Below are 14,185 nucleotides of genomic sequence, written 5' to 3' on the forward strand. Positions count from 1 at the left end.
CCTGTTCAGACGGTGACGTCGACCAGCCCGTCGATCGGGCGCATCGGTCGGTCGGCAACGGGTTCGGGAACAGCCTCGGCCTGCACGCGCCAGCCGCCGGAGCTGCTGCCCCGGTCGGGAGCGGCGAAGCCGCGCGACTGGCCGTCGCCCTGCAACGAGAACTGAAGGCTGGAACTGTCGAGCGACAGGCCGGCATCGCCGAGCGCGCGTTCCAGCTGCGTCAGGTCGCGCCGCAGCAGGGCCAGCGTGTCGGCCTGTTCGGCCTGGACGGTCAGCGAGACCTTGCCGTCGCTGACGTCGGCGACGACGCGGATGCGGCCCAACTCCGCCGGGGCGAGGTCGATGTGGAACTCGCCGCCGCCGGACTCCGCCACGCGGACCAGCGGGGCCGCCAGCTGCGCCATCGCCGGGCTGTGCGCGGTGGCGGCCCGGCCGGAGGCGGCGGCGGCTGCATAATGCGTCGCCGCCTGGGCCGGCAGGGGCGGCACCGCCTCGAACCCGGTGGCGGCTGAATCGCCGCCGGTGGTTGGAGGGGCGGTGAAAGGCGGGGCCGCGTCCCGGCCGGCCGGGGCCGGGGCGGGAGCGGCATCGGGCGCAGCCTGACCGGACCTGGGTGTCACAGAGGCCGTGGCCGGCTGGCCGGCCTTGTCGGCAGCGGCACCCTGACGACCGCCGTGCATGCCACGGACGGCGGTGCGGGGATCGGTGCTTTCGTCACGCCGGCTCTCCCGCCCATCCGGGGAGGGCGTTGCCTCTGCGGTCGTGCCTGGTGTCGCGGATGTTGCGGCCGGTAGGGTGGCCTGTACGGCCTGGAGCGGCTCCGGAGCCTCCGCCGTCTGTCCGGTGCTGCCCTGTGCCGCCGCATCGGCCGGCGCCGTCTGTTCCGGTCCGCTCTTCGCAGCCGGTGCGGACGGTTCCGGCGTCGGCTGCGGAATGGCTGCCGCTGCGGTCGCCGATGCGGTCCCCGCGGCCTGCTCGGCAGGGTGCATGCCGTTGCCCGTGGCCTGTCCGGCCTTGGGCGCGGTGGAGTCCGGCCCTGCTTCAGGGACCGCCACTGTTTGAAATGGCGGGACGGTGGGAGCCGCGTCCGGCGGCGGCGTTGCGGCCACCATCCACGGCATCAGCGGCGCGTCGGTGCCGCCGGCCTGCACCACGGCCTGGATGATCGCGCCCTGCGCGGCGACGGGATCGTCCGGCCGCGGGTCCTTGCGTTTGCGCAAGCGGTCGAGGTGGGCCGCATCGTCGGGGTCCTCGTCGGCGGTCTCGTCCACCAGACTGGCGAAATCCTCGTCGCGCGCATCGTCGCCGGCCGAACCGCCGCGCTGGGCAGAAGTCGGAGCCGGGCGCGACGGGGTCGCGACGGCATCGGGCATGCTGGTCATGGCGCTCAATTGGTCAGGGTGGGGCGCGGCATGGCGGTGACGGGGACTGCGGCCCCGACGACCGCCGGAGCGGCCTTGCGGTCGCCGGGCAGGGCGCGGCGTTGCAGGATCAGCCGCGTCACCTCGCGCGCCTTGGCGTCGGCCATCTCGGCCAGGATCGGCGCGGCGCGCCGTTCGGAAATGCGGTCCAGCACATCGACGACCATGTCGGTTTCCATGTCGGTCAGGATGCGGGCGGCGTCGCGCGGCTTCATCGCCTCGTAGATCGCCACCATCCGTTTCAGATCCTCCTGCGCCAGGGTGGAGCGCTGGGTCATCAGCGCCTCGACCTCGCGCTTCACGCCGTTCAGCCGCTGGATCTGCGTGCCGACCCGCGCCTCGGTCGCGGCGAGCACCGCCTCGGCCTCGCGCAGGCGGTTCTGCCGGCCGGACGTGTCGGCCTTCTGCTCGTCGATGGCGGCGCGCAGCAGCGGATCGGTGCAGTTCGGCGGCGCCAGCGCCACCGGCGGCGGGACCTCGGCGACCGGCGTGGACACCGGCAGCGGCACCGGCGCCGGGGCGGGTGCCGCCTCCGCCGTCGCCTTGCCGTCGTTCGCCTTCAGATCGGTCGCCCAGGGCCGTTCATGGGCGCCGAACTCGCGGTCGAACTGCTGGGCGATGACCGGGAAGCCGTCGACCAGGGCGCCGAGCTTGAGCGGCAGCACCATCAGCACGGCGACCAGGGTGATGGGCAGGATGCGCGGGATCATGCCGACGCCTCCGACCCGACGGTGCGCAGCCGCGCATAGAAGGCGCTGGCCGCCGCCTTCGCCGGGCCGGACGGTGCGGGAGAGGCGGCTTCAACAGGCTGGCCGGCCACCGCGCGCAGAGCCGTTTTCAGCGCCTGAAACTCGCTCTTGTCCACCTCTGCCGCTTTCAGCGCCGAAAGAAGGGGAGAGGATGGCGCCGGTTCCGCTTCCTGCGGCTTTGCGACGGTCCCGGCCTCGTCACCCTCGTCCGGTCGCGTCCGGTTGCGGGTGGCGCGCGCAGAGCTTGCCATCGCGCCCTCATCCAGGCGGCGCAGCAGGGCACGGGCATGCTGGACCGACTCCTCCATGCGGGCGGTGGTGCGCTCGCAGGAGCCCAGGATCAGCCCCATGTCCTCCTTCATGCCCCGGGCGCGGTCGAGATCGTCGGACAGCCGGGCGGCGATCTCCGTCGCCGACGCCACCATGCGCTTCATCGAGGCGTCGGTGTCGTCGATCGACTTGGAGAAGGTCGACACCAGGGCGTTGATCTCGGACTGGCCGGTGCGCAGCAGCTTCAGCCGCTTGTTGACGATGACCAGATAGGCGGTCGCCGTGACCAGCATCACCGCCAGGGCCGCGTCAATGAGAAAGGAGACCATCGATCAGCTCCTGCTTGGTGTCGAGATCGGTGTCGATCTTCACCGCGATGTTGTCGTTGCGCTGTCCCATGTGGCCGGCGAACAGCGGGATGGTCTTGCTGAAGACCAGGACGGTCTGATCCGGGCTGATGCGCAGTTTCAGCGACTGGCCCTTCTGCCAGGCCAGCACCTCGCCCAGCGGGACCTTGGTCTCCGCCAGCACGGCGACCAGCTCCAGCTTGGAGCGCATCAGCTCGTTCTTCAGGTGGCTTTCCCACACCGAGTCATGGCCGAACTTCTCGCCCATGAACATCTGGACCAGCTTGCCGCGGACCGGCTCCAGCGTGGCGTAGGGGATGACGATGTCGATGTGGCCGGTGCGGCGCTCCACCTCCACGGCGATGCGCACGCGGATGATGGCGTTGGTGGCCCGCGTGATGGTGGCGAACTGCGGGTTCACCTCCAGCCGGTCGAAGACGAAATCGACCTGGGCCAGCGGGTCGAAGGACTGCCCCAGATCCTGGAGCACCACCTTCATCATCCGCTCGGTCATCTTGCGTTCGATGGAGGTGTAGGCGCGCCCGTCGATCCGCCCCGGCCGCGACCGCCGCCCGCCCAGCAGCACGTCCATCATGCAGTAGATCAGCGCGCTGTCGATGGTCACCAGCATCTGGTTGTCCCACGGCTCGGCGCGGGCCACGCCGATCAGGGCGGGCAGCTCGATGGCGTCCTGGAAGTCGGTGTAGCGCAGCCATTCGATCTTCGACAGCGACGCCTCGACGTTGGTCGAGGCGAACTGGCGCAGCGAGGTGTTCAGCATCCGCACCATGCGGTCGAACACCACGTCCAGCATCGGCAGCCGGTCCTTGTTGACCGTGGTCGAGCTGACCAGCCGCTGGATGGCGCTCATCTCCGGCCCGCCGCCTTCCGGGGCGCCGAAATTCAGCAGCCGGTCGATCTCCTCCTGGCTCAGCGTCTTGGTCTCGCCGGCCAGCGCCTCCCGCATCGCTTCCGCCATCGCTGCGGCCTCTTCGGCCGGGGGCGGGGCGGGGGCGGCGGTCTGCTGTGCGGCAGCCAGCTCCCACGCGGCGTCCGACCAGTCCGCATCCTCGGCCGGCGGGGATTGGGGGGCTGGCATGGTCGTGGAAGGTGGAGCGGGGGTGTCGGTCGTCATCCGGTGCCTCTGGAGGTCGCTATTGCGTGAGCAGGCTGCGCAGCAGAACGTCGGTGACGACGTCGCGCCGGCCGGCGGGATCGGACAGGATCAGGTTGAAGCGGCGCTTGATCTCACTGCGCAGGCGGTGAAGCCCGGCCGACCCCTCGAGGTCGTCCTGGTCCAGATTGCGCAGAAACTCCTGCAGGCTGTCGGTCAGCTGCGGCATCGCCTGTTCCAGCACCTGCCGGTCGCGGTGGGCGACAGCCAGGGACAGGCCGATCTTCAGGAAGCGGGACGGCGTGTCGCGGCGCAGATTGACCACCAGTTCCGGCATGTCGACCACGGCATCGGCCGGCGCCGTCTCCGCCGAGCGGGTCCACAGCCGCTCGACCGCCTGCGGGCCGGCAGCCAGCCAGTAGCCGCCGAGCCCGGCCGCCGCCACCGCGCCGAGCGCCGCAATGCCGGCGAGCAGCCGGGCGACCGGCAAGGCCACCACAAGGATCCGTCCCGATCCGCGCAGCCGGTCGAGCACCTCGTCCCGTGCGGCTCCCGTCCCTGTCTTCGCCATGCCGAACCGTGTAATCATCGCTCCATCCCACCGGACATTGCCGAAAATTTTAATCAACCGAGCATTCTTTAAAGTTTTAGCGGCTTTGTCTTTGGCGACATCCCCGTTTTTTACTCCGCTTAAAAGTCGCGTCGTTAGCGTGACGGGGTGCGCAGGGCGAAGACTAGGCCCGCCGATTTTCAGAAACTTTAAAGGTGCGGGGAACCGTGGACAGTCTGATCGACACGTTGCGGTCGTTGGGGCGCGGTCGGCTGCTCGTGCTGGCGGGGACCGGCCTCGGCATCGTCCTGGCCGTCGCCGGCATGGCGCTGCTGCTGTCGCAGCCGCACATGACCGCCCTCTACAGCGGGCTGGAACCGGCGGAGGCCGGCCGCATCGCCAAGGCGGTCCAGGACATGGGCGTGCCGGTGAATGCCGGCTTCGACGGCACGACGATCAGCGTGCCGCAGGCCGACGTCTCCCGCGTCCGCATGGCGCTGGCGGAGAAGGGCCTGCCCGCGCATGGCGGTGTCGGCTACGAGCTGTTCGACACCGACAAGCCGCTCGGCATCACCAGCTTCATGCAGCGCATCAACCGCCTGCGCGCCATGGAGGGCGAACTCGGCCGCACCATCGAGACGCTGTCCGGCGTCGAGGCGGCCCGCGTCCACATCGTCCTGCCGGAGCGCGAGGAGTTCTCGCGCAGCGCGCCCAAGCCGACCGCGTCGGTGGTGGTGCGCATGCGCGGCCGGGGGTCGATGGACCGCAAACAGGCCCTGTCGATCCGCCATCTCGTCTCCGCCGCGGTGCCGAACCTGAGGCCGAGCGCCGTGACGGTGATGGACTCCTCCGGCGAGCTTCTGCTGACCGAGGATGACGGGCCGGGGCTGGCGTCGGCGCGTACCGACGGGCTGCGCGTCGCGGCGGAAACCCGCGTCGCCCGCGCGGTCGAGCAGATGTTGACCGCCCGGCTCGGTGCCGGCAACGTCCGCGTCCAGGTCGCCGCCGAGGTCGAGACCAAGCGCGAGGTGGTGCGCAGCCAGACCTTCGACCCCAACAGCCAAGTGATCCGCTCCACCCAGTCCGTGCAGGAGCAGGAGCGCAGCCAGGACAGCAACGGCGAGCCGCCGGTCACCGCCGAACAGAACCTGCCGCAGCGCGACGTGCGCGCCCAGTCGCAGGGGCCGCAATCCTCCAACGACACCAAGCGGCAGGAGGAGACGGTCAATTACGAGATCTCCAACGTCAGCCGCGAGACGGTGATCGAGCCGGGCGACGTCCGCCGCCTCAGCGTCGCCGTTCTGGTCAACGGCACCTGGAAGACCGCACCCGACGGCACCCGCCAGTACGAGCCGCGCACGGCGGAGGAGCTTCAGCGCCTGGGCGAACTGGTCCGCTCCGCCATGGGCTTCAGTGAGGCGCGCGGTGACCGGGTGACGGTGGACAATCTGGAATTTGTCGATCTGGCCCCCGACCTCGCGCCGCGCCCGCTGGGCGACGAGATCGCCGAGACGCTGACCCGCAACGTCATGACGCTGATCCAGTGGGTGATCCTGCTGGTGCTCTCCGCTCTGGTGATCCTGGTCGGGCTGCGTCCGCTGATCCGCCGCGTCTTCCCGGCGCCGGAACCGGTGGCGGCGGAGACCGCCGCCCCGGCGCTGGCGGCTGCGGCCGGTGGCGCCATGCCGCAGCTGACCGGCCCCGCTGTCACCGCTGCGGCCGGTGCCGCGTTGGGCGACGGCGGGGAGGCGGAGGCCGCGCTGGCCGCAGCGCCGATGGCGCCGCAGCTCGGCATCGAGGAGACGATGGACCAGCTGATCGAGCTGCGCACCGTGGAGGGCCGCGTCCGCGCCTCCTCCATCCGCCGGCTGGGCGAGCTGGTCGACCAGTACCCGGACGAGGCCATCGATATCCTGCGCTCCTGGCTTTATGAGGAGGTGGCGTGATGGCCGCCTATCCGCGCTACCGCTTCGACCACAGCTTCGGCGCGCCCGCCGCGGTGGCGGAACCGGACGAGGCGGAGGCCGTCGATCCGCTCGACCTGCCGAGCCTGTCCGAGCGCGACCATCGCACGGCACTGGACGAAACCCGCCGGATCGCGCTCGCCGAGGGCCTCTCCCAGGGCCGGCGCGACGGCGAACTGGCCGCCGCCCGCCGCATCGAGGCGGAGCTGTCGGCCACCCTCGACCAGCTGGCACAGCGGATGGCCGCGCTCGACGCCGACCATGCCGCTCTGATGGAGCGGTTGGAGGCCCAGGGCGCCTTCGTTCTGCTGGCGCTGGTCCGCCGCATGGCTCCGCGCCTGCTCGATGAGGTCGCCCGCGCCGAGGTGGAGCGTCTGGCCGTCGATGCCCTGCGCGCCGCCGGGCAGGCCCCCCGCCTGACCCTGCGCCTGCACCCGTCGCTCTGCCGCCCGCTGGAGGAGCGGCTGGCCGGGCAGGGCGTCTTCCAGGGCCGCCTCGACATCCAGGGCGACCCGGCGCTGGCCGTCGGCGCCCTGGAGGCGAACTGGGGCGCCGGCTCCGTCAGCCGCGATCCAGCCGTTTTCGAGGCCGCCGTCGCCGACCTCACCGACCGCGCCGTCGCCGCCCTGGCGCCGGCACTGTCCTCCGACAAGCCCCAACCGATGTGAAGCGAGACTCCTCATGCCTCCCTTGAACCTCGACATTCTCGACGACGATCCCAAGCAGGCGGAGAAGGCCCCCGAAAAGGCCGGCGACAAGGCGTACGACGGGCCGATGAACGCCATCTACAACGTGCCGGTGGACGTGCAGGTCGTGCTGGGCCGCACCAGCATGCTGGTGGCGCAACTGCTGAAGCTCGGCCGCGGCGCCGTGCTGGAGCTTGAGCGCAAGGTGGACGAACCGGTCGAGGTGCTGGTCAACCATCGTCTGGTCGCCCGCGGCGAAGTAGTGATCGTCGAGGACCAGCGGCTCGGCGTGACGCTGACCGAGATCGTGCGGACGGAACTGGAGATCGACTGAGGGGGAATCCTCGAAACTCACTCTCCCGGGACGGGAGAGGGCGACTATCGTTACTTTCCCGAAAGCACCCGCATGCGCCTCCTGATCCTCATAGCCGTCCTCCTCGCCGCCGGTCCGGCCGCGGCGGCGCCGCTCGACCTCAATCTCGGTGCACTCGGATCGCTGGCGGACGGGGGGAGCCTGTCGGGACGGATCGTCCAGGGCATCGTGCTGCTGACGGTGCTCAGCGTCGCGCCCGGCCTGCTGATCATGGTCACCTGCTTCACCCGCATCATCGTTGTCTTGTCGCTGCTGCGCTCCGCCCTCGGGTTGCAGCAGTCGCCGCCGAACATGGTGCTGGTCAGCCTCGCCATGTTCCTGACCTTCCACATCATGGGGCCGGTGATCGACAGCGCCTGGCAGGACGGACTGCGCCCGCTGCTGAACGAGCAGGTGACGCAGGAGCAGGGGCTGGAGCGGATGATCGAACCGTTCCGCGGCTTCATGGCCTCGCATGTCCGGGACCGCGATCTGGCCGCCTTCGCCGCCTTCACCGCAAAGCCGAAGCCGGCCGGCGAGAATACGGAACCGGCACGGGACGAGCGGCCGGTGACGGCGGAAAGCGTCGATCTGCGGCTGCTGATGCCGGCCTTCCTGCTGTCGGAACTGCGCCGCGCCTTCGAGATCGGCTTCCTGCTGTTCCTGCCCTTCCTGGTGATCGACATGGTGGTGGCGGCGATCCTGATGGCGATGGGCATGATGATGCTGCCGCCGGTGATGATCGCGCTGCCCTTCAAGATCATCTTCTTCGTGCTGACCGACGGCTGGTTCCTGATCGCCGGCAGCCTGATCCGCTCCTATGGGGTGTGAGGCGATGGACGACACGCCCTCCGACATTTCAGCCAGTCCCACCGCCAGTCTGGCCGACAGCCTGCTGGCGCTGGCCCGCCGCCGCGGGGTGGCGGTGCCGGAGGACGGTTCCGTTGCCGGGCTGCTCAGGGTCCTCGATCCCAACCCGCTGATCCCGCATCCGCTGCTGCTGGTGGCCGGGGCGGTGATGGCGGTGGCCTTCCGCCATGACCGTGCGCTGGCCCTGCCGCCGGCCGACGCGTCCGATACCGCCCCATCTTCCGCCCCCTCCGCCGATTGCTCATTCTGAGGTGCCGCCATGGGAACGCCGATCAAGATCCGTGAGAACTACAAGAGCCTGACCGGCGTGGAGAAGAGTGCGGTCATCTTCTTGGCGCTGGGCGAGGAACGCGGTTCCCGGCTGATGGAGCGGCTGGACGAGGACGAGATCCGCCTCGTCAGCCGGGCGATGGCGACGCTGGGCAACGTCACCTCTAATCTAGTGGAGACGCTGATGCGCATCTTCACCGAACGCTTCGCCAATGCCGGCTCGGTCGTCGGGTCCTACGACAGCACGGAGCGGATGCTGAACCGCTTCCTGCCGGCCGACCGCGTGACGGAGATCATGGGCGAGATCCGCGGCCCGGCCGGCCGCACCATGTGGGAGAAGATGTCCAACGTGAACGAGGGGGTGCTCGCCAGCTATCTGGCCGGCGAATATCCCCAGACGGCGGCGGTCATCCTGTCCAAGATGCGCGCCGACCACGCCGCCAAGGTGCTGGTCCTGCTGCCGCCGGCCGCGCGAACCGAGGTGATCGAGCGCATGATCCAGATCGAATCGGTGCAGCGCGAGGTGCTGCTGGACATCGAATCGATCCTGCACAACGAGTTCATGGCGAATTACGCCCGCACCCACGGCAACGACTCGCTGGAGCGGATGGCCGACATCTTCAACCGCATCGACCGCGAGACGCTGACCGAGATCTTCGACGATCTGGAAACCGTGATGCCGGAGCCGACCCAGCGCATCAAGCAGTTGATGTTCACCTTCGAGGATCTGATGCGGCTCGACCGCGTCTCGCTGCAGGCGGTGATCCGCCGTTGCGACACCGGCCAACTCGCCATCGCGCTGAAGGGCGCGCCCGTGGCCCAGCGCGACCATTTCCTGTCGGTCCTGTCGGAACGCGCCCGCCTGATCCTGCTGGACGAGATCGAGAACATGGGCCCCTTGCGCATGCGCGACGTCAACGACGCCCAGGCGGAGATCGTTCGCGTCGCCAAGGCGATGGCGGAGGACGGCACCATCATCATCCCGCAATCCGACGACGCCGACGCCGTCGTCTATTGAGCGGAGCGCCACGGAATGGGGACCATCCGGATGGAGGCCGATTGAATGGCGGGGCGCGACCTCGTTCCCCGGCATGTGCCGCCGCCGAGCCTGCTGGCGGCGCATTTCGCCTCGCCGCCGTCACCCGCCGCCCATGTCCAGGCCACGGCCGATGGCGACGAGGCGCCGGCGCTGGTGCGCCGTCTGCTCGACCTGCTGGATTCGCTGTCGCCGGCCGATGCGGTGCTCGCGCGCGGCTGCCTGCCGCGCTGCGATTCGACGTTCGGCGCAGCGCTCGCCCTCTTCCTGGCGGCGACCGCCGGCGGCTGCCGCAGCTGGGTCGGAGCCGACGCGGCGGCACGGCTGGCGGATCTGGACGGCGGATTGCTGATCGACGAGTGCGACCGGGCGCTGGCGTCGCGTTTCCAGCCGGTGGACGGACGGCTGTGGCGGCTGTCGCGCGTGCCCCTGCTCGACAGCGACGACGGGCTGCTCTGTGCCGTCGGGATCGAGGACGGGCTGTCCGACCGCATCACTCTGGTGCTTCAGGCCCGGCCGCAGCGGCTGGGCCCGGTGCAGCTGATGGCGACGCTGGCCGGCAGGCGGCTGGACGTGACCCTGCGTCTGGCGATGGGCCTGCCGTCCGCCGCCCTGGCCGACCTGCACGAAACCTTTAGCACCGCCCTGGCCGACTGCCGGATCGACGGGGCATTGACCGTCGGTCCGCTGGCCGATGCCTGGCTCGGTCTGGACCAGCCTCTGTCGTCCGATCTGGCGCTGTGACCAGGGCGTTCCGCTCCTTCGGCCATCCCCAGATCATCGCTCAGATCATCGCCAGCGGCTGCTTGCGTTTCGGCGGCGGAAAGGCCTTGTCGATCTCCGCGATGTCCTCGCCGGTCAAAGCCAGCTTGACCGCCTCGGCATTCTCGAGGGCATGCGCCGTCGTGCCGGCCTTGGGGATCGCGATCACCCCCTGCTGCCGCAGCGCCCATGCGATCGCGACCTGGGCCGGTGTCACGCCGTGGCGCTTCGCCACCGCCAGCAAGGCGGGAGAGCGCAGCAGGCGGCCGCCCTGGCCGATGGGGGAATAGGCCATCACCGGCATGCGGGCGGTGTGCTGGAAGGGCAGCAGGTCGTATTCGATGCCGCGGTATTCGGGGTTGTAGAGCACCTGATTGACGGCGCAGCCGTGCAGATCGGTGGCCTCCGCCAGCTCCTCCAGATCGTCGACGTCGAAGTTGGAGACGCCCCAGCGGGCGATCTTGCCGGCCTGGATCAGCGATTGGAACGCCTCGACCGTCTCCTCCAGCGGCACGCCGCCGCGCCAGTGCAGCAGGTAGAGGTCGATGCGGTCGATCCCCAGCCGCTTCAGGCTGCGCTCGCAGGCCTTGACCGTGCCGATGCGCGAGGCATTGCTGGGCAGGACCTTGGTGACGATGAACAGCCCGTCGCGCCGGCCGGCGATGGCCTCACCCACCAACTCCTCCGACGCGCCGTCGCCATACATCTCGGCGGTGTCGATCAGGGTCAGGCCGCGGTCGATGCCGGTCCGCAGCGCAGCGATCTCGGCGGCGCGGTCGCCGCGGCCCTCCGCCATCATCCAGGTGCCCTGGCCGAGAGCCGGGACCTCGGTGCCGTCCGGCAGGGTCACGCGCTTCATCTTCCTCTCTCCCGTCTCAATCGCCGAAAGACAACAAGCTGGCCTCGCGGGGCCAGCTTGTCGATGGATCTTCGGTGGGCTTTCCGGGGGATGGGACGCCGTTAGGCCGCCTTTTTCGGCGCCCCGGCATGGCCGCCTTCGAGGAAGTTCAGCAGCTCCTCGCGGTAGTCGTAGTAGCGCGGGTGCTCCAGCAGGGCTTGGCGGGTGCGGGGATGGGGGATGTCGACGCTCAGGACGTGGCCGATCTTCGCGTTCGGGCCGTTGGTCATCATCACCACCCGGTCGGCCAGCAGCAGCGCCTCGTCCACATCGTGGGTGACGCAGACCGCGGTGACCTTGGTGCGTGCCCACACCTCCATCAGCACCTCCTGCAACTCCCAGCGGGTCAGGCTGTCGAGCATGCCGAAGGGCTCGTCGAGCAGCAGCAGCTTGGGCGACAGGGCGAAGGCGCGGGCGATGCCGACGCGCTGCTTCATGCCGTTGGACAGTTCCGACGCCTTCTTGTCCATGCTATCGCCAAGACCGACGCGGGCGAGGTAATAGCGGGAGATGTCGGCGCGCTCGCCTTTGCTCGCATGGGGGAAGACGCGGTCGACGCCCAGCATGACGTTTTCGTAAGCCGTCAGCCAGGGGAACAGGCTGGGCGCCTGGAACACCACGGCGCGGTCCGGACCGGCGCCGTCGACCTCCTTGCCGTCCAGGATGATGCCGCCGCTGGTGATGTCGGCCAGCCCCGCCACCATCGACAGCACGGTGGACTTGCCGCAGCCGGAATGGCCGATCAGCGAGACGAACTCGCCCTTGCGCATCTTCAGGTCGAAGCCGTCCACCACGGTCAGCGGACCCTTCGGCGTGGCGAAAATCTTGGTCAGGCGGGTGAATTCGAGATAGCGGTCCTCCATCCCGCGCCCGCCCATCGCCTCGATATAGGCCTTGGGCGGGGGCGAGGCGGTGATCGGCTTCACGTCAGGAAGGGTCAGGTCGTCATCGCCGCCGGTGCCGCGGGCGACGCCGACCTCCATCAGATAGGCGGTGACCTCGGCGCGCAGGCGCTTGAAGTCCTCGTCATGGTTGACGGCGGTGCGGTCGCGCGGGCGCGGCAGATCGACGGTGAAGGCGGGGCCGAGCGTGGCGTTCGGGCCGGGGGTCAGGGGCACGATGCGGTCGGCCAGCAGGATCGCCTCGTCCACATCGTTGGTGATGAGGATGACGGTCTTGCGGTCCTTGCGCCAGATCGCCTCGATCTCGTCCTGAAGCTTGGCGCGGGTCAGGGCGTCGAGCGCCGACAGCGGCTCGTCCAGCAGCAGCATCTCCGGGCTCATGGCGAGCGCGCGGGCGAAGCCGACGCGCTGGCGCATGCCGCCCGACAACTCCTTCGGCCGGCGGTCGGTGGCGTGGCCCAGGCCGACCGTCTCCACCGCCCGGCGGGTCAGCACGCCGCGTTCGGCGCCGCCCTTCGCCTTGTGGACGGCGTCCACCGCCAGGGCGACATTCTCCTTCACGCTGAGCCAGGGCATCAGCGAGTAGGACTGGAAGACCAGACCGCGTTCCGGGCCGGGGCCGGTGACCGGCTTGCCGCGGTAGAGCACCTCGCCGGTATCGGGCATCGCCAGACCGGCGATCAGATTGATGAGGGTCGACTTGCCGGAGCCGGAGAAGCCGACGATTGCGACGAACTCGCCCTCTTCGATCGACAGGTCGATGTCGCGCAGCACCTGCGTGCCGCCGTAGGACTTCGACACACCCTTCAGGTCCAGGATCGCCATGGCCGGTCTCCTTAGCGGGCGGGGCTGTGGCTGACGGCGGACTGGAGCGCCAGCATCACGCGGTCGAGCAGGAAGCCGATCAGGCCGATGGTGAAGACCGCGACCATGATCCTGGCGAGCGAGCTGGCGGAGCCGTTCTGGAACTCGTCCCAGACGAACTTGCCGAGGCCGGGGTTCTGCGCCAGCATCTCCGCGGCGATCAGCACCATCCAGCCCACGCCCAGCGACAGGCGCAGGCCGGTGAAGATGAAGGGCAGGGCCGACGGCAGCACGAGGCGGCGAACCATGGTGAAGCCGGAGAGCTGAAGTACCTTACCGACATTCATCAGGTCGCGGTCGATGGAGGAGACGCCGACCGCCGTGTTGATCAGGGTCGGCCACAGCGAGCAGAGCGTGACGGTGATGGCCGAGGTCAGGAAGGACTTCTCGAACAGCGGGTCGCTGCCCGACACGGTGGCGCTGACCACCATGGTGACCAGCGGCAGCCAAGCCAGCGGCGACACCGGCTTGAAGATCTGGATCAGCGGGTTGATCGCGGCATTGACGGTCGGCGACAGGCCGCTCGCCACCCCCAGCGGCACCGCCACCAGGGCGCCGAGCAGGAAGCCGGTGAAGACCGTCTTCAGGCTGGTGACGATCTGGTCGAAATAGGTCGGCTTGCCGGCGTAGGGGCGGGTCTTGACCTCAGCCTTCGGATCCTTGGCCAGGATCTCGGCGTTGCGCTTGGCCTGCCGGTCGTAGAAAGCGGCCTCCTTGGCGCGTTCGGCCTTGTGGTCGGCATAGAGGTTGGTCGCCTGCTCCCACACCTGGGCCGGGCCGGGGATGGCGCCGAGGCTGGTCTGCACCTGCGGGGCGGCCCAGCCCCAGGCGGCGAGGAACAGCAGGATGGCGGTCAGCGGGATGCCCATCTGGCGCCACAGCTCGACGCCCTGCTGGCGCGGATTCTCGCCGGCGGCGAGCCGCAGCAGCGGCGCCAGCCAGCCGAGGCCGACGGCGGTCAGCGCGGAGGCGACGCGGTTGAGGGTGTGGGCGCGGCGGGCCTTGCGCTGGGCGCGGGCAAGGTCGGCGGAGGTGTCGGTTAGGCTGGTCATGGAAGTCTTCCCCTTGGAAAGATCCCTTCTCCCCCCTGGGGAGAAGGTTAGGATGAGGGGGTTCGGCGCAGCCGAAAT

Annotated in this window: 15 protein-coding genes; 7 read left to right on the plus strand and 8 right to left on the minus strand. The window is 69.7% G+C overall.

All coding sequences use genetic code 11. The features are described from left to right. Positions 1-5: 5 nt before the first annotated feature. The 5 genes from ABNQ38_RS12530 to fliL are packed head-to-tail and all read right to left on the minus strand — an operon-like array spanning position 6 to position 4,490. Positions 6-1,382 carry a flagellar hook-length control protein FliK gene (locus ABNQ38_RS12530; protein WP_377807697.1) on the minus strand — a complete coding sequence of 459 codons (1,377 nt, stop codon included), beginning with the start codon at positions 1,380-1,382 and terminating at the stop codon, positions 6-8. Positions 1,383-1,387: 5 nt separating this feature from the next. After that, positions 1,388-2,131: a MotE family protein gene (locus ABNQ38_RS12535; RefSeq protein ID WP_377807698.1), complete on the minus strand. Its 744-nt coding sequence runs from the start codon at positions 2,129-2,131 to the stop codon at positions 1,388-1,390. Beyond that, positions 2,128-2,769, minus strand: coding sequence for a DUF6468 domain-containing protein (locus tag ABNQ38_RS12540; RefSeq protein ID WP_377807699.1), 642 nt, complete (start codon positions 2,767-2,769; stop codon positions 2,128-2,130). The genes ABNQ38_RS12535 and ABNQ38_RS12540 overlap by 4 nt, the downstream gene beginning before the upstream one ends. Next, a complete protein-coding gene (gene fliM, locus ABNQ38_RS12545; RefSeq protein ID WP_377807701.1) occupies positions 2,750-3,922 on the minus strand; it encodes a flagellar motor switch protein FliM in 1,173 nt (390 codons plus the stop codon). The genes ABNQ38_RS12540 and fliM overlap by 20 nt, the downstream gene beginning before the upstream one ends. Before the next feature lie 19 nt (positions 3,923-3,941). Next, positions 3,942-4,490: a flagellar basal body-associated protein FliL gene (gene fliL / locus ABNQ38_RS12550; RefSeq protein ID WP_377807702.1), complete on the minus strand. Its 549-nt coding sequence runs from the start codon at positions 4,488-4,490 to the stop codon at positions 3,942-3,944. Between the two features lie 188 nt (positions 4,491-4,678). Between fliL and fliF the strand changes: the two genes are divergently transcribed. From fliF to ABNQ38_RS12585, 7 genes are all read left to right on the plus strand, one after another. Continuing rightward, complete coding sequence (gene fliF / locus ABNQ38_RS12555; protein ID WP_377807703.1) at positions 4,679-6,397, plus strand: flagellar basal-body MS-ring/collar protein FliF; 1,719 nt, start codon at positions 4,679-4,681, stop codon at positions 6,395-6,397. Further along, positions 6,397-7,083, plus strand: coding sequence for a flagellar assembly protein FliH (locus ABNQ38_RS12560; protein ID WP_377807704.1), 687 nt, complete (start codon positions 6,397-6,399; stop codon positions 7,081-7,083). The genes fliF and ABNQ38_RS12560 overlap by 1 nt, the downstream gene beginning before the upstream one ends. Positions 7,084-7,096: 13 nt before the next feature. Beyond that, complete coding sequence (gene fliN, locus ABNQ38_RS12565; RefSeq protein WP_098735505.1) at positions 7,097-7,435, plus strand: flagellar motor switch protein FliN; 339 nt, start codon at positions 7,097-7,099, stop codon at positions 7,433-7,435. 72 nt (positions 7,436-7,507) lie between these two features. Next, entirely contained in the window at positions 7,508-8,284 is a 777-nt protein-coding gene (gene fliP, locus ABNQ38_RS12570; protein ID WP_377807705.1) for a flagellar type III secretion system pore protein FliP, read from the plus strand. Positions 8,285-8,288: 4 nt separating this feature from the next. Next, a complete protein-coding gene (locus ABNQ38_RS12575; RefSeq protein WP_377807706.1) occupies positions 8,289-8,573 on the plus strand; it encodes a hypothetical protein in 285 nt (94 codons plus the stop codon). Positions 8,574-8,582: 9 nt separating this feature from the next. After that, positions 8,583-9,611, plus strand: a complete 1,029-nt coding sequence (locus ABNQ38_RS12580) for a flagellar motor switch protein FliG (RefSeq protein ID WP_377807707.1) — start codon at positions 8,583-8,585, stop codon at positions 9,609-9,611. A 45-nt stretch (positions 9,612-9,656) separates the two neighbouring features. Continuing rightward, entirely contained in the window at positions 9,657-10,373 is a 717-nt protein-coding gene (locus ABNQ38_RS12585; protein WP_377807708.1) for a hypothetical protein, read from the plus strand. A 40-nt stretch (positions 10,374-10,413) separates the two neighbouring features. Here the strand turns inward: ABNQ38_RS12585 and ABNQ38_RS12590 are convergent, their stop codons facing one another. From ABNQ38_RS12590 to ABNQ38_RS12600, 3 genes are all read right to left on the minus strand, one after another. Continuing rightward, positions 10,414-11,250, minus strand: a complete 837-nt coding sequence (locus tag ABNQ38_RS12590; RefSeq protein ID WP_377807709.1) for an aldo/keto reductase — start codon at positions 11,248-11,250, stop codon at positions 10,414-10,416. A gap of 101 nt (positions 11,251-11,351) precedes the next feature. After that, a complete protein-coding gene (locus ABNQ38_RS12595; RefSeq protein WP_377807710.1) occupies positions 11,352-13,016 on the minus strand; it encodes an ABC transporter ATP-binding protein in 1,665 nt (554 codons plus the stop codon). Positions 13,017-13,027: 11 nt separating this feature from the next. Further along, positions 13,028-14,107, minus strand: a complete 1,080-nt coding sequence (locus ABNQ38_RS12600; RefSeq protein ID WP_377807711.1) for an ABC transporter permease — start codon at positions 14,105-14,107, stop codon at positions 13,028-13,030. Positions 14,108-14,185: the final 78 nt, after the last annotated feature.

Source organism: Azospirillum sp. A29 (assembly GCF_042604625.1).
Taxonomy (GTDB): Bacteria; Pseudomonadota; Alphaproteobacteria; order Azospirillales; family Azospirillaceae; genus Azospirillum; species Azospirillum palustre.